Annotated in this window: 21 protein-coding genes and 1 tRNA gene; 5 read left to right on the top strand and 17 right to left on the bottom strand. The window is 34.9% G+C overall.

What is annotated here, in order from left to right; all coding sequences use genetic code 11:
• Window positions 1–27: 27 nt before the first annotated feature.
• Window positions 28–447 (bottom strand): DUF2452 domain-containing protein, encoded by a 420-nt coding sequence (locus HJ01_RS03395; protein ID WP_007136892.1) that lies wholly within the window; start codon window positions 445–447, stop codon window positions 28–30.
• 420 nt (window positions 448–867) lie between these two features.
• Between HJ01_RS03395 and HJ01_RS03390 the strand changes: the two genes are divergently transcribed.
• A complete protein-coding gene (locus tag HJ01_RS03390; protein ID WP_007136891.1) occupies window positions 868–1,983 on the top strand; it encodes a PQQ-dependent sugar dehydrogenase in 1,116 nt (371 codons plus the stop codon).
• Window position 1,984: 1 nt separating this feature from the next.
• Window positions 1,985–2,455 carry a c-type cytochrome gene (locus HJ01_RS03385; RefSeq protein ID WP_007136890.1) on the top strand — a complete coding sequence of 157 codons (471 nt, stop codon included), beginning with the start codon at window positions 1,985–1,987 and terminating at the stop codon, window positions 2,453–2,455.
• Window positions 2,456–2,465: 10 nt separating this feature from the next.
• Here HJ01_RS03385 and HJ01_RS03380 read toward each other — a convergent pair whose 3' ends face one another.
• The gene (locus tag HJ01_RS03380; protein WP_007136889.1) at window positions 2,466–4,556 is read right to left on the bottom strand and encodes a TonB-dependent receptor family protein; all 2,091 of its coding nucleotides are present in this window, start codon (window positions 4,554–4,556) and stop codon (window positions 2,466–2,468) included.
• Between the two features lie 242 nt (window positions 4,557–4,798).
• Here HJ01_RS03380 and HJ01_RS03375 point away from each other — a divergent pair.
• The 3 genes from HJ01_RS03375 (at window position 4,799) to HJ01_RS03365 (ending at window position 7,098) form a co-directional block, all read left to right on the top strand.
• Window positions 4,799–4,870, top strand: a tRNA-Arg gene (locus tag HJ01_RS03375).
• A gap of 334 nt (window positions 4,871–5,204) precedes the next feature.
• Complete coding sequence (locus HJ01_RS03370; RefSeq protein ID WP_007136887.1) at window positions 5,205–6,230, top strand: hypothetical protein; 1,026 nt, start codon at window positions 5,205–5,207, stop codon at window positions 6,228–6,230.
• Window positions 6,231–6,240: 10 nt separating this feature from the next.
• A complete protein-coding gene (locus HJ01_RS03365; protein ID WP_007136886.1) occupies window positions 6,241–7,098 on the top strand; it encodes a polysaccharide deacetylase family protein in 858 nt (285 codons plus the stop codon).
• Between the two features lie 165 nt (window positions 7,099–7,263).
• Here the strand turns inward: HJ01_RS03365 and HJ01_RS03360 are convergent, their stop codons facing one another.
• The 15 genes from HJ01_RS03360 to atpB all read right to left on the bottom strand — a co-directional run bounded on the left by HJ01_RS03360 (window position 7,264) and on the right by atpB (window position 20,817).
• Complete coding sequence (locus tag HJ01_RS03360) at window positions 7,264–8,553, bottom strand: murein hydrolase activator EnvC family protein (RefSeq protein ID WP_040473649.1); 1,290 nt, start codon at window positions 8,551–8,553, stop codon at window positions 7,264–7,266.
• A 23-nt stretch (window positions 8,554–8,576) separates the two neighbouring features.
• The gene (locus HJ01_RS03355) at window positions 8,577–9,347 is read right to left on the bottom strand and encodes a DUF4292 domain-containing protein (protein ID WP_007136883.1); all 771 of its coding nucleotides are present in this window, start codon (window positions 9,345–9,347) and stop codon (window positions 8,577–8,579) included.
• A 7-nt stretch (window positions 9,348–9,354) separates the two neighbouring features.
• Window positions 9,355–10,698, bottom strand: coding sequence for a tetratricopeptide repeat protein (locus HJ01_RS03350; RefSeq protein ID WP_007136882.1), 1,344 nt, complete (start codon window positions 10,696–10,698; stop codon window positions 9,355–9,357).
• 78 nt (window positions 10,699–10,776) lie between these two features.
• Complete coding sequence (locus HJ01_RS03345) at window positions 10,777–11,793, bottom strand: sugar nucleotidyltransferase (RefSeq protein WP_040473648.1); 1,017 nt, start codon at window positions 11,791–11,793, stop codon at window positions 10,777–10,779.
• A gap of 107 nt (window positions 11,794–11,900) precedes the next feature.
• Window positions 11,901–12,335 (bottom strand): dUTP diphosphatase, encoded by a 435-nt coding sequence (gene dut / locus HJ01_RS03340; protein WP_007136880.1) that lies wholly within the window; start codon window positions 12,333–12,335, stop codon window positions 11,901–11,903.
• A gap of 176 nt (window positions 12,336–12,511) precedes the next feature.
• On the bottom strand, window positions 12,512–13,978 hold the full coding sequence (locus HJ01_RS03335; RefSeq protein WP_007136878.1) for a lipopolysaccharide biosynthesis protein: 1,467 nt from the start codon (window positions 13,976–13,978) through the stop codon (window positions 12,512–12,514).
• 74 nt (window positions 13,979–14,052) lie between these two features.
• Window positions 14,053–14,433, bottom strand: a complete 381-nt coding sequence (locus HJ01_RS03330; RefSeq protein WP_138984266.1) for a hypothetical protein — start codon at window positions 14,431–14,433, stop codon at window positions 14,053–14,055.
• 92 nt (window positions 14,434–14,525) lie between these two features.
• Entirely contained in the window at window positions 14,526–14,969 is a 444-nt protein-coding gene (locus HJ01_RS03325) for a GNAT family N-acetyltransferase (protein WP_007136876.1), read from the bottom strand.
• A 173-nt stretch (window positions 14,970–15,142) separates the two neighbouring features.
• On the bottom strand, window positions 15,143–15,601 hold the full coding sequence (locus HJ01_RS03320) for a DUF547 domain-containing protein (RefSeq protein ID WP_007136875.1): 459 nt from the start codon (window positions 15,599–15,601) through the stop codon (window positions 15,143–15,145).
• Window positions 15,602–15,741: 140 nt separating this feature from the next.
• Window positions 15,742–16,602, bottom strand: a complete 861-nt coding sequence (gene atpG / locus HJ01_RS03315) for an ATP synthase F1 subunit gamma (protein WP_007136874.1) — start codon at window positions 16,600–16,602, stop codon at window positions 15,742–15,744.
• 93 nt (window positions 16,603–16,695) lie between these two features.
• On the bottom strand, window positions 16,696–18,273 hold the full coding sequence (gene atpA / locus HJ01_RS03310; RefSeq protein ID WP_007136873.1) for a F0F1 ATP synthase subunit alpha: 1,578 nt from the start codon (window positions 18,271–18,273) through the stop codon (window positions 16,696–16,698).
• Window positions 18,274–18,311: 38 nt separating this feature from the next.
• The gene (atpH, locus tag HJ01_RS03305; protein WP_007136872.1) at window positions 18,312–18,845 is read right to left on the bottom strand and encodes an ATP synthase F1 subunit delta; all 534 of its coding nucleotides are present in this window, start codon (window positions 18,843–18,845) and stop codon (window positions 18,312–18,314) included.
• A 4-nt stretch (window positions 18,846–18,849) separates the two neighbouring features.
• Window positions 18,850–19,350, bottom strand: a complete 501-nt coding sequence (locus HJ01_RS03300; protein ID WP_007136871.1) for a F0F1 ATP synthase subunit B — start codon at window positions 19,348–19,350, stop codon at window positions 18,850–18,852.
• Window positions 19,351–19,434: 84 nt separating this feature from the next.
• Window positions 19,435–19,626 (bottom strand): ATP synthase F0 subunit C, encoded by a 192-nt coding sequence (gene atpE, locus HJ01_RS03295; protein WP_007136870.1) that lies wholly within the window; start codon window positions 19,624–19,626, stop codon window positions 19,435–19,437.
• A gap of 33 nt (window positions 19,627–19,659) precedes the next feature.
• The gene (gene atpB, locus HJ01_RS03290; RefSeq protein ID WP_007136869.1) at window positions 19,660–20,817 is read right to left on the bottom strand and encodes a F0F1 ATP synthase subunit A; all 1,158 of its coding nucleotides are present in this window, start codon (window positions 20,815–20,817) and stop codon (window positions 19,660–19,662) included.
• Between the last annotated feature and the right edge of the window lie 509 nt (window positions 20,818–21,326).

Below are 21,326 nucleotides of genomic sequence, written 5' to 3'. Positions count from 1 at the left end.
ACTCTTTATGAATAGGACAAACTAAATCTAGTATATAGCAGAGTTCTGTGCTTTTAGTAGTATCCATTTTTTATCACTATTGAGTTTAAAGGTACCAATGTGTTCTCTATTCCATTCTTGCGGCCCTATCAAAGAGAGAAAGTTTACCCCATTAGCATCTCTATATAAATGATAGATTTCGCCAATAACAGGCTCAAATGAAAATTTAGCACTATAAACCAACTCATTCCATTCGTATTCTTCCATCAACTTTTGATATTGAATTCGTAATTCGTTGAATTTATTTCCTAGCTCTTTGTTTACATTATCAATTCCCCTACTTTTCCAAGAAACAACATCATCAACTCTAATTACTGGAGCACCCACATTTGTAGCGTAAGGCAATATATTGGCATTAAATCCTTCCTCAGCGGAGTAGACAACATTATCGGGTATTTTACTTTTCATGTGATTTTCTTTTAATGTAAGAGATCTAAATAATTAACTATTAGCTCCCCTCTTTTTTCTGTTTACCAATGTTTTATGTTAAGCAAAAGTCTATCTACAAGCTTCAAAAGCTATATTTTAAAACACCAAAGCCTTTTGTTTAACATTTATGAAGCAAAGATAAACAAAAAAAACAAAAACCCTCTGCACAATTCAATCTGAATCGCGATAAAAAAATGTCATACGCTGATCCACTCAATTTAAAATCTGACCTTCTTTACTGACTATAATCCTAATTTTTTCTTCCAAAACCAATTGGAAACAAACTCTGATTTAACAAACGGCTCTGCTCGATTTTCTAAATTAGATTGTTTCGCTTCGCTTCTTTTACTATCTTCGAGTACTTTGATTTATTGAAAAGCGATTTAAAAAAAGAAAATCATGAAAAGAATCACACCCATACTACTTCTGTTTTTTTTTATTAGCTGCAAAGCACAGGAAAAGCCAAACGATATTCCCATACAGGATGAAGTGATAAGTTATACTTTTGAAACAGTCGCTTCAGACATTCAAAATCCTTGGGGAATGACTTGGCTGCCCGACGGAACTTTGTTAGTTACCGAAAAAAGTGGGACTCTAAACCAAATTAAAAATGGGCTGAAAACAGAAATAAAAAATGTTCCTGCTGTTTACAATCGCGGACAAGGAGGATTACTTGATATTGCCGTGCATCCTGACTATGCTAAAAATGGCTGGATTTATATCACGTATGCCTCTACTGAGGGAGAAGGCGAGGGCGGAAACACCAAACTCATTCGTGCTAAATTGCTAAACGGAGCACTGACACAGATTGAATCTTTATACAAAGCAGGTCCTAATACGACCAAAGGCCAACATTTTGGTTCTCGAATTGTTTTTGATAAAGCGGGATTTCTTTATTTCTCAGCAGGAGAACGAGGCAACCATTTTGTAAATCCACAAGACATCACTCGCGACAACGGAAAAATATACCGTCTAAATGACGATGGTAGTATTCCAAAAGACAATCCTTTTGTAGGTCAAGAAAACGCAAAAGAAGCCATTTATACTTATGGTAACAGAAATCCACAAGGATTAGCGATGAACCCTCTTACAGGAGACATTTGGGAACACGAACACGGTCCAAAAGGAGGCGATGAAATCAACATTATCAAAAAAGCCGCAAATTACGGCTGGCCTATTGTTACTTACGGAATCGATTATGACAACACGACCATAAGCAAAATACAGCAAAAACCGGGAATTGAAGACCCTATTTACTATTGGCTTCCTTCTATCGCACCAAGCGGAATGGCTTTTGTAACTAGCGATCGCTATCCTGACTGGAAAGGACATTTGCTTGTAGGTTCCCTAAAATTTCAATACTTAGAATTAGTGAAATTAGACGGAAATAAAATCATTGGGCGACAAAAAATTGCCACTGATATTGGGCGTTTACGAAATGTAGCTCAAGGTCCAGACGGCTACATTTACATAGGTGTAGAAGGAAAAGGAATTCTTAAAATTATCCCCAATTAATATGTTAACATCTAAACTAATTTTAGGATTCGCCATTTCACTCTCGTCTGCGTTCTATTTTTCGAATACTATTCAAGCCTTTACTTTACATAAAGAAAGTGATTATCTGGCTGTTGCCAAAGTCGATCAGGAAAAGACTGCCTTAGAAAAAAGCATCGCTAATGGCAAAGAAGTTTATGCTGATTTCTGCATGCAATGCCATCTTGCGAGCGGCAAGGGAGATTCTAAAAACTTTCCTACTTTGGACGGTTCTGATTGGCTCAGCAAAAAAAACACTCAAAGTATTCATGCTATAAAATTTGGGCAAAGCGGTGAAATTGTGGTCAACGGAAAAAAGTTTAATAGTACTATGCCTTCCATTGGATTATCAAATCAAGAAGTGGCTGATGTGATGAATTATATTAGAAACTCTTGGAGCAACAAAAATCCAAAAATAATTAGTCTGGAACAAGTTGAAGCCGTAAAGCAATAAGCAAGTTATTTTATAAAAAAAGATAAGTAACGGAAAGCCCGCCATAAAACTGGATTGGACTTCCTGGATAATAATACCGCGGCGCTGCGTTGCCAAAAGCAGTAGCATTAGGCAAAATACTAGCGGCATACTTGCGATCTAGTACATTATTAATTCCGCTGCTTACTGTTGCTTTCAAAACTTTTAGGAGAGTGCAACTATAAGCTACTTTGATATCCAAAAGCGAATAGGACTCGCTGTATTTTGTATTCGAATCATTCATAGGGATTTTTCCCATACTCGTAAAAGAGCTATTGAAACTAAATCCGCTAGCTGTTTTCAAGTCAATCCCTGCGTTCCATTGTTGATTGGGAACTCCGGTCAATCGATTACCAGAATAATCGATTCCATTATCAACAAAATCTTTAAATTTAAAGTCATTCAAAGAAGCGGAGAAGTAAGTGCTTATTTCAAAATTGGTCGTTTTTAAAAGCGCATAATTAAAGGCGAATTCAATTCCACGATGTGAACTTTCTCCTGCATTAATCCCCACAAACTGATCATCAGCAGTACGACGCGCTACTAATAAATTGCTGATTTGGGTGCTATAGAAAACGACTTCTGTGTGTAATTTTGATTTTAACCAATGCCCTTTAAAACCCAATTCATAATTAAGTCCGACTTCTGGCTTTAAGTCGGTATTGATTTGACCTTCGGGAGTGAGCGTTTCGGCAACTAAAGGCACTGAAAATCCTTTACTAATAGAGCCAAATATATTTTTTCCGCCGCTTAACTGATAAGACATTCCTACTCTGGGCGACCAAACTTTCCCAAAAGTATAGCCTTGTTCTAATTGTTTTCCGTTTTCTAGGAAAACATCTTCCAGTGTATATTTTGTAGTATTTAAAGCCAAGCCACTTTCTAAATGAAGGTTTTTCACAAGCTCAATATTCACTTCTAAAAAATAATTACTATAATTCCGATTCTGTTTCATCTTGCTAAATTCGGCTCCTGCAATACTTCCCTGACCAGGCTGCGATACATACAAATTTTCGAAAAGAGAAAATCTATATTGCTCCGCTAAAATTTCAGTTCCAACACTGGCTTCAAAAGGCAATGAAAATAATCTAGCTTTATAATTTAATGAAGATCGAAAACCTAATCCATTTGTTTTTTCGTCCAAAATATTAAAAGGCCTTGGCTCGTACGCTTTTTTGAAATTAGAAAAAACACTACTCTTAAAAGACCATTTATCAGAAAATAAATGTTGGTATCCTATGCCCAAAAGTGATTTGTCATACGACTCATACCCTTGTGCAGCTGCCCAAGTGCTCGCTGCTTTTTCGGGATGATTTCTAAAATCATTTTCATTTATAGAACTTGGAATAAATGCTTTCAGACGAGTAAATATTCCCAAAAAAGACAAACTCCCTTTTACTCCTAATTTTTGTTTTGCATGCACGTTAACCGACTTCCGATCATAAGAACTGTTAGCCCGAAAGCCATCACTTTGTAAATGTGTATAATTAGAAAACAAATTCGAATTAGCATCACTATAACCAGCGCCCAGACTTTGTTTGATTAAACCATAACTACCATAAGTCGTCACCGATTTTGCGAAAGTTTTTTTTTTAGAAGTTTCTCGAGCAAACAAATGAATCACACCGCCTAGTCCCGAGCCAAAGCTAGTATTGTTAGGACCTTTACTAATTTCGATTCCGCCAATAGTTTCTAGATCGATATCTTCGATAGTCGTATCTCCTTCCCCATTTGTCAATGGAATATCTTCAAAGTAAGCTTTAATTCTGCTAGTTCCATATTGAGAACGAGCGCCTATTCCGCGAATACTGATTCGATTGGTATTCAAACTTCCTTGCTGCATATTAATCCCCGGAATTTTATTCAATACCGAAGTCAGGATTATTCCATCACTTTTGTCCAAATCCGTTCTTTGGATCACTGCCACAGAAGAAGCTGAATTTTGCAATGATACCTGAATAGGAGCCGCTTTTATAACTATTTCAGCAAGCGAAGTCGTGTCTTTTTTTACTTGTCCAAAAACTGGGGAAAAGTAAAATTGGATTATAAAAAGACTAAAAACCAAACGTGCTTTTGTATTCAAGGACTTAGATTTAAATAAAGATTGAAATTATTTATAAAATTAGCCTTTTAATTGCTTGCTACAAAACCAAAATGTTTTTAATAAAAAGGACTATTCTCAGAAACTCCATTTTTAAAGTTAAAGGAAATATAATACCTTTGAAATATCAAAAAGACCCGGAAAATGAAGAGGAAGATTATTTGTTACCTTATATTTAATCCTTCCTACTGATGCAATTTTAATGACAGCTTTTTCTAATTTACAGCCCTGTAGTTCAACGGATAGAATGGGAGTTTCCTAAACTTTTGATCTAGGTTCGATTCCTAGCAGGGCTACTACTTTATAATACAACAAATACCGCCATTTCTAAAGGTATTTATTGTATATTAACTACATATTTTTTTAAAATTCGACAAGGAAAAATTAGTAGAAAGTATTGGCTTAATACAACAAAAGAAACTTTCGCGCTTACTCTCGATTACGATTCCAAAAATTAATTGCACGCAAAACTGATATTATAATCCAATTCTGATAGAATATTTAAATAACGGAAATGCTACATTCGGATCCGTGAATTATATAAATTCCAAACCTAAGATCATCGTATATAATTGCTCTTAGGTCCTAAAATACTTTACATTTGCAGTATTAAACCTCTATATTTATTTTATGAAAAAGACAGCAATTATCTTCCTTATTTTTACCCAATTAATTTTAGTTTCTAGTTGCAATCAAGGTAAAGCTGCCGATGAAGTAAAAGGAAATGAAAAAATTACAGAAGTAAAGATAGATTCTGTAAAGAAAAAGGTGCAATCTACGATAGACACTTTAGACTATAATAAAAGAATGATTGCGCTAAGCAACAACGATACTACTGGAAGGTGGCCCGTTAAAACGCCATATCCTTTACCCGGAGCGCTATTGCCTTACAATAGAATCATTGCCTTTTACGGAAATTTATATTCCACAAGAATGGGGATTTTAGGTGAAATTCCAAGAGCCCAAATGATAGCAAAATTGCAAGGAGAGGTTGCCAAATGGAACGCAGCCGATTCTACGGTAAAAGCGATTCCGGCATTGCATTACATAGCCGTTACGGCTCAAGGATCGCCAGGAAGCGCAAACATGTATCGCATGCGCATGCCGTTCAAACAAATAGACACCATAATAAGTTGGGCTAAACCCATAGATGCTTTAGTGTTTTTAGACATCCAAGTGGGACACAGCACCGTAAAGGCCGAAGTAAGCGAATTGGTAAAATACCTTTCCTTACCCAATGTTCATCTAGGAATTGACCCTGAGTTTTCACTAAAAAACGGTCATGTTCCTGGAACTAAAATTGGTAGTTTTACAGCCGATGATATAAATGACGCTATTGATATTCTAGCTAAGGTTGTTCGCGAAAACAAACTGACGCCTAAAGTTCTTGTTGTACACCGTTTCACTCAAGGAATGGTAACTGACTATAAGAGAATAAAAACGCTTCCTGAGGTTCAGGTAGTGATGGATATGGATGGTTTTGGGAGCAGAGTCTTAAAAAGATCAACCTATCTGACTTATATTTATAGAGAGCCGGTACAGTTTACTGGTTTTAAATTGTTTTACAAAAATGACAATTGGAACAATTCAAAAATGTATACTCCGGAAGAATTGTTAAAATTCACACCAAAACCAAGCTACATTCAATTTCAATAAAAACAGTACAATGAAAAATTATATTGCCTGTCTGATTTTAGGACTTGTCATTTTAGAAGGCTGCCAATCAAAAGCGGAGGAAACAAGCAAAGAAGATGCTCCGCAGAAAACAACTTTGGTAAATGCTGTTGCAAAGGAAACTGAAGTACAAAAAGTGACCAATGATGCAGCAGCCATTCTTGCAAAAAAAGAAGTACCTATTTTGTGCTACCACAATATTAAGAATTTTGATGCTAGTGCTGGTCCCATGACCAAAGTCTATTCAGTAAAACCGGCCAACTTTGCGACGCAAATGAAAGCGCTGTCTGATGCTGGTTATCACTCCATCTTACCAGATCAATTGTACGAATATCTTGTGCATGACGCGCCATTACCTGAAAAACCAGTCATGATTACTTTTGACGATACACGTGGGGAACAATTCAGCATTGGAGCTGCCGAAATGAACAAATACGGTTTCAAAGGGGTTTTCTTTGTTATGACGGTTTCTATCAACCGACCTAATTATTTGACATCTGATGAAATTAAAAAATTATCAGACGATGGGCATGTTGTCGCAGCGCATACTTGGGATCATCATATGGTCACTAAGTATACTGGCGACGATTGGAATACACAATTGGTTAAACCAAAGAAAAAACTGGAAGACATCACGGGAAAACCAGTTACCTACTTTGCTTATCCTTTTGGCTTATGGAACAAAGAAGCTATTCCTAAAATAAAAGAAAGTGGCTATGATATGGCGTTTATCTTGTCAACCAAGAGAGATTCTATTGATCCCCTTTATACCATTAGGCGTATAATCGTTTCTGGTACTTGGTCAACTGAGGGAATGATGCGTTCTATTGAATCGTCTTTTGATAAATAGATTAGTAAATTAATTCCTTGTAGAAATCAGCAACTGTTTGTTTAAAAAAACAGAACACATTGCTATTTGATATTACCTCTAAATAGAATCCAAAAAAGAAACAGCCTGGTTTCATTCGACTGAATGAAACCAGGCTGTTTCTTTTTATAGAAAATAGCTGAGCTGTTATTTATTGCTCAACCACCCTTGTGGATTAGTGTAAGAGGTGTTTTGCAACAGCAAAAATTTAATTACCGTCTTACCGGTATCACCGTTAGTTCTCACTCTTCCCAAAGTCTGTTTTATACTTACCTTATCTCCTTTATTAACAGATACGGAACTTAAGTTTTGATAAATTGTAAAGTAATCTCCGTGCTGGATCATCACTGCTTTATTAACTGGAGATAAAATCATGACACTGGCCACTTCCCCACCAAATACGGCTCTTGCCGAAGCACCTTCATTGGTAGTGATTTCTACTCCACTATTATGAATCACCAAAGTATTATAAATAGGATGGGCTTGATCTCCGTATCCTAATGAAATAAATCCTTTTTCAACTGGCCAAGGTAGGCTACCTCTATTTGCTCTAAAGTTATCTGCTATTAATTTTGCTTCAGGTGTCAATTCAATTCTTGATGATGACACTGGTTCTTTGGCAACCGCAGCAGCAACTTCCTTTGGACTTGCCTTGGAATTATTTGCCAGAGCCTTAGCTCTCGCTTTCTCTAATGCCGCTTTTCTATTTGCCTCAGCAATAGCTTCACGAATCAAGCGATCGATTTGCTTATCAATAGTTTTTGACTCTCTTTGTTTTTTCCTGATATCAGATACAATTCTGTTTTTGTCTTTCTTAATCGAATTTACCAGTTTTTCTTGCTCTTCTTTTTCCTTTACTAAACTGACTCTTTCTTTCTCGTTTTCGACAATCAATTTTTGTTTTGCAATTTTTTGAGCTTTTAACTTGTTGTTATAATTTACAAGTTCAACTGATTTTGATTTTATTTCTTCTCCCTGATTTTTTCTAAAACTAGTGTATTGCTTTAAGTATTGCGCTCTTTTATAAGCCTGCAGAAAATTATCTGATGACAATATAAACATCGCGCGGCTTTGTTCTGAACGGCTTTTATAAGACTTCACAATCATCTTTGCATAATCTTCCTTAAGTACGGCCAATTCCTTATTAAGCTTGTTGATTTTCATCTGATTAATATACATGTCATTGGCTAAATATTTAGCTTGCTTTTCAGTAGTATTAATTAAGATTTCTTTCAGTCTAATCTTGTTTTTTTGAATCATAAACACATTCATCGCCGACTTTTCCTTAGACTTAACGGAAAGTAATAACTTCTCATTATCCCTAATTTCTTTTTGGATTTCGGCTTTACGCTGTTCTAATTTTTCTTGTTGGGAAGACTGACTCCAAAGCACAGAAGTCATGCATATAAATAGTAGGCTTACGAGAAATTTTGGCATCTTAAAAATATATTTGTGCAAATTTACTTAATTATAATTCTATTGTAACCATTTGGAACACTATATGGAAAAGAAAGTTCTTCATTGAAGGTTATGGTATCATATTCTAAATTAATTTCAGATTTTCCTTTTGGCTGATAGGTATGAATAACGACAGTCGCCGGCACAATTGCTTCTTTATATTCTTTGATGTAAGTATAGGCCACCTGGATCATTCTTCCTTCTGCCGTTTGCGTAATTTCTTGTCGGTTTACACTAAAATCACCTCCATTTATGTAGAATGTCTTTTTTGTGTTATCGTTTGCTGTATCATCAAGACGGTACAAACCTTCTACTAAGGACTCCGTATATTTCCCTTTTTTCAAATCATCTAATGCCTCCCCTAATAGCATGTTTTGAATTTTATTGAAATCCAAATCAGTTCCCAGCCATTGGCTCAACGCGCTAAAATCACCTTCAAAATAGGTTCCTTTAATCTTTTCATAATAACTAACCGATGTTGGCGTTATCGATGCTTTGGCCATCGTTATTCCCAGAAAACGAATGCTTACCAATATTTGTTCGTCTTTCTTTATTTTTATTTCAGCGGTAACATTCTGGGACTGTTTGTCATCAGAATATTTTGCTTTTGCCTTTATATACAATGTCGAAAAATCACTTTTGTTGTCGTAATGCTTCGCAATTATGTTCTTTGATTTCATATAAGTTACTGGAGTTGTTGCTCCTGCCACAACGGCTTTAGACTTACAAGAGACCATAAAAACCACTACTAATACTGCTAAAAATCTATTCATTTGAATTTTATTTTTTTAATAATTGATTGGCTTTTGAGAAATAGAAATCCTTTTTCTTTGCGTCTCCCAAACCATTGTATGCTTCGCCAAGTTGAATATTGAAATTAGTTTCCAGTGATAGATCATTAACCAGATAATCCAATCCCATTTCCAATATCTCTTTTGCTTTTTTAAATTGAGTCAATTGATTGCTCCCCAAACCAGCATAGTAGTAAAACTGTGGTTGCGTTGGAAAAACATCAATCATCTCCGTGGCATTTTTCGTTAGCTTTTCAAACTGCTTGGTTTCGGTGTATGCTTGAAGCAAAAGTAAATTAGTTTCGATATCTACATCTGAACTCTTTTTATTTGCCAGTTCATAATACCTCACCGCCGATTCCCATTGTTTCTTGGTCTGATAAAACTTCCCTACTTCTTTTGCCACATTTACATCCGGATCATTGTCAAAATAGCCGATGGCTTTTTCTAAATCAGGGGTAAACTGTGGGTTTGCATTTACAAAAATCAGAAACTCGTTTAAAACCCGATGTTTTATTTTAGAATCTATCTTGGTACTAGCCAAAGCCATATTCATTGCTTTAACTGCCTTTGCCCCATCGTTGTTCTCCAAATGGGTTTTAAACAAGCTCACTTGTGCCCATTCAGAAGTTGGGATTGCCAATTCCAGTTTACGCGCTGTCTCCAGCACTTTGTTTGTTTCATTATTCTTTGAATACAAGAAAATCAGCGAAATATAATTAGATTCCTCCTTGGGGTTAGCTTGAATTTGTCCAATTAAATTTTCAATTTCTGTATTCTGATACTTTCCTTGTGATAAAATCTGCATTTTATACGCTTCTCTTCTGTCTGATTTTCCGTTAGTTTCATTAAGCTCATTGATCAGAGCCCATGCTTTATCATATTGATTCGTACTCATATAAAGCGACGTCAAATCCTCCTTGAATTTCGCATCAAAGGGAATTAATTTATTGATAACATATATCGCGCCATTATAGTTCTTGGTTGCATAATTAACATCATACATCCCCACCCAAAACCATTTGTTTGTAGGGTCAATCTGCGCTGCATGTTCAAATGAAGTGTAGGCATTTTTATAGTCTTTTAATGCCAGATAGTTTTTTCCTAATTCAAAATGAATCGTGGCGTTTTCAGGTTCGATTATCAAACATTGCTCTAAAGCTATAATTGCCTTATCATAATTTTCAATCCCTTTTTGCTTCAGTGACTCAAAGAAATAATCTTGGAATTTGTTTACCTCCTGCTTAATATCTCCCGGTTCCGTTTGTGCCAATAGCATGGCAGAATTGCTTAGCAAAACTAGGAAAAGAAGTAATAAACGTGATTTTTTCATTGAGCCCTTTATCATAGAAACGCAACAATTTAAAACTTGTTATGCTTTACTGCATTTTTAACTTTATGTTATAAAAACTTATTCTAACACCGAATAATCGCCTATACTAACACTAGTGAAATCACCTTTAAAAGTAACATGATTCCCTATCATTGCATTGTCCAAATTTGCATTGGATATGTGTGCATGCGATTGAATCAAACTATTTTTAATGGTACCACCTAATACATGACATCCTTTTCCTAAAGACACATTTGGTCCCACAGTCGTGTTTGTCAAGGATACATCTTCGCCAATGAAGCAAGGTGGAATTATCGTTGCATTTTCTAGTCTAACCGTTCTATCTACTAATTCAGCACCGTCTTTGTGAAGAAATCCAAGCATTCTTGAATTAGTCTCAACAGTTACATTCTTATTTCCACAGTCCATCCATTCATCAACACTACCCGTTTTAAAAACTTTACCATTAGCCATCATCGCTTTGATTCCGTCATTAATCTGGTATTCGCCGCCGTTTTGAATGTTATTGTCTAATACTTTTTGTAGTTCGTTTTTCAAATCACCTACTTCCTTGAAATAGTATATCCCGATAACAGCTAGGTCACTCACAAATTCAGCTGGTTTTTCAACTAATTCTGTGATTTCATTATTTTCGTTCATTTTAACTACACCAAAAGCTTCTGGCTCGTCTACTTGTTTTACCCATATAACAGCATCTGCAGTAGGATCTAAATCAAAGTCGGCTCTGATAAGCGTGTCTGCATAAGCGATAACCGCAGGTCCTGACAAAGATTCTTTAGCACACATAATTGCATGTCCAGTTCCTAAAGGTAAATCCTGACGGTAAATAGAAGCTTTTGCACCCAAACCTTCAGCTAGTTCCTCTAAACTTTTTACCACATCCTCTCCAAAAAAAGCTTCATCACCAAGGATAAAAGCAATCTCGTCAATAGGTTCTTTTAATATTCTAGCAATATCTTCTACCAAACGGTGTACAATAGGTTTTCCTGCAACAGGAATTAACGGTTTAGGAACAGTTAATGAATGTGGGCGAAGACGTGATCCACGTCCGGCCATTGGTACTATTATTTTCATATAAGCCCCCTATCCCCCAAAGGGGAAACTACTACTAGAGGTAAGTAGGATTTTAATTTATACTATTTTTTAATTCTTTTCATTCCCCCTTTGGGGGGCAGGGGGCTCTATTTTACTCCTGTACTACCAAATCCGCCTTCTCCTCTTGAGGTCTCAGATAGTTCCTTTACCTCTATCCATTCAGCTCGCTCGTGTTTTGCGATAATGAGTTGAGCGATGCGCTCTCCGTTTTGTATAACGAAAGCTTTATCAGATAAATTTACTAAAATCACCCCAATTTCGCCACGATAATCGGCATCTATGGTTCCGGGGCTATTCAGCACAGTGATTCCGTTTTTAAAAGCCAAGCCACTTCTTGGTCTTACCTGCGCTTCGTATCCTATTGGTAATTCGATAAAAAGACCTGTTTTAACAACCGTTCTTCCTAATGGTTCCATAGTTATCGATTCAGTTAGATTAGCCCTTAAGTCCATCCCAGCCGAAGCTATCGTTTCATAGTTAGGCAAGGCATGCTGTGATTTATTGATAATGTTTACTGTCATTATTTCTGTTTTAAGTTCGGGTTCTTAGCCGTGATGGAAGCGGAAAGCCATTTGAAATAAAATTGATTTTTTTCTAGGAAAGAAAGAGCGACCGAAGGAAGCTCCTTTATGGCCTTTGAAAAAATAATTTTATGAAAATGCTTGTAGCGCACAGCGCGAATAGCTCCCGATTATTTTTAAGCTTTTGAACCTTTTATTATTTTTATTAATGTTTCTTTTTCGTGATAATAAATAAAATATAGGAATAGTATCAGCAATGAAATTCCAACAATATAGTTCTCCCTGAAACCGTAAAAAGATACGGCCGAGAAGAATATGGACAAGGAGAGATAGCCTCCTATTTTCTTTAAGTCATAAGGAATGGGGTAGTATTTATTACCCAAATAGTACGAAATAAACATCATACTACCGTAAGCCGCAATTGTCGCTATCGCCGAACCGTAATAACTCATACTGGGAATCAATAAGAAGTTAAGTACTAAAGTTATTATTGCTCCCACAATGGAAATGTAAGCGCCATAGTATGTTTTATCGATGAGTTTGTACCAAACGGATAGATTAGTGTAAATCCCCAAGAAAAAGTTGGCTAAAATAATTAGAGGTACTACTTTCATAGCTTCCCAATAGGAGCTGTCACGAATCATCAGGAGTTTGAACAAATCAGCAAAAACAATTACTGACAATAAAATGAATGATCCAAAGATGACAAAATATTTAGTCACCGTCGCATAGGTTTGTGGCGCATTCTTGTCAGATGAATGGCTGAAGAAAAATGGCTCAATCCCCAGAGTATATGCAGTTCTATACAAAACCATGAACAAACCTAGTTTATAGCAGGCAGAATAAACTCCTACTTGGGCTGTAGCGATGTTTGAAGGCAGTAATTTTACCAGAAGAATTTTGTCAAATTGTTCGTTGATGGCAAATGCGATTCCGGCTACCAATATGGGCAATCCGTACCCCATCATTCGCTTCCATAAATCAAAGTCAAACTTCCATTTTAAGTAAACGTAATCTGGCGATAGGGCAACAAAGGTCAATAGACTAGCAATGATATTAGCCAAGAATATATATCCTATTTGGAAGTTTTCAACATATAGGGAACTCAATAAACCATTTGGGCTTGTTTCAATCAACTGTGGGATATAGAGTAAGAAAACGATACTCAGAATAAGATTGACAAGTACGTTACCAATTTTTATAACAGCATACACCATGGGTTTCTGGAAAGCCCTCAATTTTGAAAAAGGGATAATAACCAGCGCATCTAATGCCAAAATCCAAATTGTATAACCGATGTACTGCGCATCTATTCCAGACCATTCAGCCAAATAATTGCGAGACAATAGTGCGATGAATAAAAATGTAATCGTAGTCCAAAAAATGGATACCATGGACGTTTCAACAACCGAATCTTTATTCGATTCCTTGCTATAAAACCTAAAAAACGCCGTTTCCATACCGTAAGCCAAAATAACATTGAAAAATATCATAAAGGCAAAAATAACGGATAGCTTTCCATACTCCTCTTTAGGAAGCAAGTCAGTGTATAACGGTACTAACAAAAAGCTGAACATTCTCGGCAAAACCGTGGCAAGTCCGTAAATAACTGTTTGTTTAAAAAGATTTTTATATAATCCCAAAATGTCGTTTCTAATTTCTATTTAAAAGAACAAAAATAGCTAATTCTTTGGTTTAATCATTGAAGGTTGCAGAATCATTGCTTTTCATCAATTCTTGTTAGTTTGAAAAAAAAAGTTTTGTTGTTCTTCTGGTATTCCAATACGGCCTCGTCCTTGTTTAATTCGAATTTTCCCTTGGTAATTATCGGAGCTTTGTTACCATATTCCTTTGCGCCTTCACTTTCTAAAAAGAGATCTCCTCTTACTGCAATATGGGTAAAACGAGCAAGGTATTTCCTGTCAGATACTTTTGTAATTTCTGCTTCTTTGTTTCTGAAATAGATCTTTAGCAAGCTAAATTCCTCAGAAACTGGCTCTTTAAATTCAATATAGAAATATATTCTGACAACTTGTTGCTGCTCATCTACTAGCTGAGTTTGATAATAAGTCTGCGCTATTTCTTGTGTAAAGTCCATTTGCCTTTGCTGCTTAGATCCGCAATTACTAAAACACAAAACCACCAACACTAAAAAAATTGATTTTTTAAAAAACTCCATTGCAAAGTGATTTACGATAGTCCGTCTTCATTTAATATTTTTAAAAAATGAAAACCTTTAGGTACATAGCCTTGATTATAATAAAAACGGTGTGCCGTAAAGTTGCCCGTATATGCATCGAGTACAATCATGGTACATGCTTCCTCCTTGGCTTTGGTGTCAACATAATCCGTCAACATCTTACCTAAGCCTTTAGAGCGGTGATCTGGATGAACGATGAAATTGTCGATTTCTATATATTTTCCACACCACAGCTTAAAACCAGTCCAATATCCCGTAACGGCAACACATACATCGTTTTCAAAGATTACGACTTGTTTGTAGTTATGAGGTATCATTTCTTTAAGATAACCTTCGTATTTTTCGGTGGTAAATGTAGGATATGAAAAACGCATTACTTCAATATTACAAAGCATTTCTTCTATTGTAGTCAGTTCCTTAATATCCAATTGCATTGCGAGTTCAGTATTAAATTAAAACTCAAAATTAAAGATTTAAAAAGAATTTGCAAGTGCAAAGAGTATTAAAAAAAATCATAAATACTACTTAACAGGATAATTTTGTATGTTGTGTTATAATTTTATTACAATAGCAGCTATTTTTAGTTCTTATAATGAACAACCAGCTGCTAGATGCTACTTCTATATTTGCTAAGGCCTTTAGCTAAAGCTGTACGGTCTAACATTGATTGAAGGCTATAATCAACCTCTTTCACTGCTAGCTTTCTAATATAGGAACAACAGAATAAATTATCAATGAATTTATAAAGGGGATTACGATCATTTATACGAAGAATTTTAAATTCAATATCATCTAAAGAAAAAGCGGTGTGGGCTACTTTTATTCTCTTACGCTTGTAAGCCTCTGCAGTTTGAACACCTTCATCAGCCATTATTAAAGAGTAAGCATTGTAAATATTTACCCAAAAAACACATTTTAATTGATCGGTACTTAGATACATTTCTAATTTATCTTTCTTTATAAAATAGAGCTCTCTACGCAACGAGCAAGAGTCTTGCCCTACTTGCGCATGCAATAAAATACTTTCAGACAACTGAACAGGAAAATTAGCCATACCTGATACCATTACAAATACATTTTTAAATAAACAAAATTAGATTAAAATTCTAACCTCACTGCGGGTGTAAATACGTGGTTTCAAAAATTATATAAATAAAAAAAGCCGACAAATGTCAGCTCTTAATTTATAGATGGTAGCAATAAGTACTATCCGTTCAAAGCTTCAGCTCCACCAACAATCTCTAAGATTTCGTTAGTAATAGATGCCTGACGCGCTTTGTTGTATGTCAATTTCAATTGATTTCTCAATTCGGTAGCGTTATCTGTCGCTTTGTGCATAGCAGTCATACGAGCACCATGTTCAGAAGCAAATGAATCACGAATTCCTTTGTAAAGTTGCATTTTTAATGATTTTGGAATCAATGTCAATACAATTTCTTCTTTTGAAGGTTCAAAGATATAATCACCTGTTGAAACAGTTAAATCAGATTTTATAGCTGCCAAAGGTAGAAACTGTTCTACTTGAACAATTTGAGTAGCAGCATTTTTAAACTGATTGTAAATCAATTCAATTTTGTCATACTCTCCTGTAACAAACTTTTGAGTTAATGTATCTGCAATTACCGCTACATTATCAAACGTCAATTCGTCAAAAACAGCACTTTGATTATCAACTACTGAATTTGTCTTAACTAATACATCATTTCCTTTTTTACCAATAGCAAAAATATCAACTTGTACTCCAGTATAAAATTCAGAACGTCTTTTAGCTTCCTTAATTACATTTGAATTAAAAGCACCACATAATCCTCTATTAGAAGTAATGGCAACAACTAAAACTTTCTTTATTTCACGTTGTGTCGTGAACTCACCGCCTGCGTCACCTTCAAGTGTAGCAGAAAGGCTTTGTAATAATTCCGTCAATTTTTCGGCATAAGGGCGCATTGCTGTAATTGCATCTTGTGCTTTCTTTAGCTTTGCTGCAGAAACCATTTTCATCGCTGATGTAATTTGCATCGTAGATGAAACGGAAGTAATTCTATTACGGATTTCCTTTAAATTTGCCATTTATTTTTTTCTATTTTGAATTATAAATCTTGAATTTTAAATTAAAAAAAGACTCACTTTTCATAATTTAAAATTCAAAACTTAAAATAACTTCTAGTTATATTTTGCTGAAATTTCTTTTGCAACAGTTTGAATTACTTCAGTAATTTCATCTGTTAACTTACCTGCTTTCAAAGCATCTAAAGTTGCTCTGTGTTTGTTGTTAAGGAATTCCAAGAAATCTTTCTCAAATTCTTTTACTTTGTTCACAGGAACATTTCTCAATAAATTTTTTGAACCAGCATAGATAATTGCAACTTGGTCTTCAACTGTATAAGGATCATTCAAGCCTTGTTTCAAGATTTCAACGTTTCTTCTTCCTTTTTCAATTACATTTAAAGTAACTGCATCTAAATCAGAACCAAATTTAGCAAACGCTTCCAATTCACGGAATTGTGCCTGATCTAGTTTCAAAGTACCTGCTACTTTTTTCATTGATTTAATTTGTGCATTTCCTCCAACACGAGATACCGAGATACCTACGTTAATCGCTGGACGAACCCCAGAGTTAAACAAATCTCCATCAAGGAAAATTTGACCATCTGTAATCGAAATTACATTTGTTGGGATATATGCAGAAACGTCACCAGCTTGTGTTTCGATAATAGGTAAAGCAGTTAATGAACCACCACCTTTAACAATTGGTTTCAATGAATCTGGTAAATCATTCATGTTTTTAGCAATTCCATCATCAGCAATTACTTTACAAGCACGCTCTAATAAACGACTATGTAAGTAAAATACATCTCCAGGATATGCTTCACGTCCCGGTGGTCTTCTCAATAAAAGAGAAACCTCACGGTAAGCAACGGCTTGTTTAGATAAATCATCATAAACAATTAAAGCTGGACGACCTGAATCTCTAAAATACTCTCCAATTGCAGCACCTGCGAAAGGAGCATACACTTGCATCGGAGCTGGATCAGAAGCATTAGCTGCAACGATAATGGTATATGCCATTGCGCCTTTTTCTTCTAACATTTTTGCAATTCCTGCCACAGTTGACGCTTTTTGTCCAATTGCAACATATATACAAAATACAGGTTTTCCTGCATCGTAAAATTCTTTTTGATTTAAGATAGTGTCAATACAAACAGTTGACTTACCTGTTTGACGGTCACCAATAACCAACTCACGTTGTCCTCTACCAACTGGGATCATTGCATCTACTGCTTTGATACCTGTTTGTAATGGTTCAGTAACAGGTTGACGGAAGATAACTCCAGGAGCTTTTCTTTCCAAAGGCATTTCGTATAAGTCTCCACCAATTGGTCCTTTTCCATCAATTGGAAAACCAAGTGTGTTCACTACACGTCCTACCATTTGTTCTCCAACTTTAAGAGAAGCGATACGTTGTGTTCTTTTTGCAGTAGAACCTTCTTTGATTCCTGTTGATGGTCCTAAAAGTACCACACCAACATTATCTTCTTCAAGATTCAATACAATAGCTTCTAAACCATTGTCAAATTCTACTAACTCACCGTATTGAACATTAGAAAGCCCGTAAACACGAGCAATACCATCTCCAACTTGAAGTACGGTTCCTACTTCCTCTAGCGTTGCGCCAGATTCAAAACCTTCTACTTGCTTTCTTAATATTGCTGAAATTTCAGCAGGTTTGATTTCCGCCATCTTAATTTATAATTTAGACACTTAAATGTGCAATAAAATTAGTTACTTAATTCTCTTTTTAATACTTGTAATCTGTTGGCAATTGAAGCGTTATACTGCTTATCACCTATTCTTAATATAAATCCTCCAATAATTGAAGCATCTACTATATTTTCTATCGTAATTTTTTTATCTGATAAAGTTGCAATTTTAGCTAATACTTTAGCCTCTAATGCCGCATCCATTGCAATAGCTGTAGTAACTTTCGCTACTTCAACACCATTCATCTCATCAAATAAATTACTGTACTCTAATGCAATCGCTTCTAGAATTTCAAATCTTTTGTTTTCAAATAACAAATGAAATAACATCTTAGTTACGCTATTGGTATTTGCAAAAACTTCCAATAAGGCATTTTCTTTAACTTCAACTTTTAAAGTTGGGTTTTGAATAAAAGTGCTCAATTCTAGGTTTCCATTTATAGTGGAAGCTATAGAATTCATATCCTCACTAACTGCTACAGCTACTCCTTTAGATTCTGCGATCTCTAGAATTGCTTTTGCATAACGAATTGCTGCTCTTGTACTTGCCATAATATTAGTTTAGCTTTACGTCACCTAACATTTTCTCAACTAATTTAGTTTGAGCTTCTTTATTAGATAATTCCTCTTTCAATAATTTTTCTGCAATACTTAGGGACAAAGTAGAAACTTGAAGTTTCAATTCAGCCATAGCTGCATTTTTTTCGCTTTCAATCGCTGCTTTTGCTTGCTCGATCATTTGAAGGCCTTGTGCTTGCGCTTCAGTTTTTGAATCAGCAATCATTTTCTCCTTAATTTCACGTGCATCTTTTAGCATGTTATCACGTTCCATTCTTGCTTCTTGCAATATACGTTGATTGTCAGCTTGAAGGTTTTGCATTTCTTTTCTAGCATTTTCAGCAGAAAGCAATGCGTTTTTAATTCCTTCTTCTCTATCATTAACTGCATCAAGAATTGGTTTCCAAGCAAATTTTTTCAATAGGAATATCAATCCAACAAATAATAATACTTGCCAAAAGAACAAACCTAACTCAAACTGATGTATTAACTTATCCATAATATATGTTTATAAAAATATTTTAATTTAATGATAAAACAATAGTTACGACCAACCGTCGCAACTACTGTTTTTAAGTTTTAATTATGATGCGAACAACGCAGCAAAACCAATACCTTCAATTAATGCAGCTGCGATAAGCATAGCTGTTTGGATTTTTCCTGAAGCTTCTGGTTGACGAGCAATAGCGTCCATTGCTGAACCACCAATTCTACCAATACCTAAACCTGCTCCGATAACAATTAACCCTGCTCCTACAATAGTTGGAATTTGCATAATATATATATTAAAAATTAAACATTCAATTTATTAATGAGCTTCCTCATGATGATGTTCCTCTACAGCTGAACCGAAGTACAATGCAGATAACATGGTGAAAATATACGCTTGTAGAAAAGCAACTAATATCTCAAGTATAGAAAGTACAAATGACAATCCAAAAGATAAACTACTTCCTAACCAACTTTTGAAAATAAACATTAAACCAATAATACTCATCAATACGATATGTCCTGCAAAGATATTTGCATACAAACGAATCATCAATGAAAACGGTTTAATAAAAATCCCCAACAACTCAATTGGCGCTAAAACGATACGCATTACTTTTGGTACACCTGGCATCCAGAAAATGTGTCCCCAGTAATTTTTGTTAGCAGTCAAGTTTGTTATTAAAAAAGTCATTATTGCTAATGCAAATGTAATTGTCAAATTTCCTGTTACGTTTATTCCAAATGGCATTAAACCAAATATATTTAAGAACAATACAAAGAAAAAGATAGTTAATAAATAACTCATGTATTTCTTGTAATGTTTTTCTCCAATGTTTGGAATCGCAATCTCGTCACGAATGTACAATACGATTGGTTCAAAAATTCTTCCTGGACCTGAGGCAATTCCTTTATTTTTAGCATATGATTTTGCCAAACCAGTGAATAACAAGAACATTAATAATGATGCTATCATTATAGACAATACCGTTTTTGTAATTGAAAAGTCAATTGGACGAATATTAGTTGGATATCCCGTTTCTTCATTTTCTGTGATTTTTCCATCAGCAGAATCCAATTTGTATACCTTCCCGTCGTGGTGATTAATTTGGTAGAAATTACCGTTTGATTCGGCTACTGCTTCCCCATGTTCAAATCTAGAAGAAGAGAAAACCTGAAGTCCGTTATCCCATAGGATTACGGGTAAAGAAAAACCATAATGTTTTCCTTCAACTTCATCTGAGAAAAAAGTAAAGTCATGAGAATCTAGTACGTGATGACCTATAAATGCTTTAATTTTAGATTTTACATCTGTCGGTTCAGCATGAGCTCCTTCATGTGATCCTTCCGTAACCTCGTGAGCCATCTCGGTATTAACTTTTACAGAATCCACTTCTGGATTTGCAAAACTCATTAAAGGAAGACACGCTACAAAAGTCGCTATTATAAATCTAAGTGGTCTGTTTGAAATCACCATAACTATTAAATATCTTAATTTTTTACGTTTCTGAAATTTGGTGCAAATGTACATTTTTTATTAATATTCAAAAGAATAAAAAACCTTATTTTTTCCAATTCATTAATGTCATTTGAGATTTATTAATTTTTACTCAATATTCTTATCGTTAAAACCGTTTCAATTGTTAAAAAAATAACGAATATTGCAAAAAAATTAACTTTTTCTAATGAATTATCATGAGAATTAATGCGCAAGATAGGCTTTAAAATTAAATAACAAAATATCATTTTGACAGATGTTGCTAAAAGAAAAGACATTCCTACATTATCAAAACTTCGTTCTTTCACTTTTAGTACGATGATAAAAACCAGAGTAGACATTGCTAAAAACAACAAATAAAGGGTCTCCATTGAATACACGAAAGTACTTTCTTCAATTTTCAACAGGAATAAAATCAATTTATGAGTCAAATAAACAATTCCTACTAGTACTACCAAATTTAGAATCGGCTTGTAATTTTTTAAATT

It is taken from the genome of Flavobacterium frigoris PS1 (genome assembly GCF_000252125.1).
Lineage (GTDB): Bacteria > Bacteroidota > Bacteroidia > Flavobacteriales > Flavobacteriaceae > Flavobacterium > Flavobacterium frigoris_A.
This window is presented reverse-complemented; position numbering and strand designations above follow the sequence as displayed.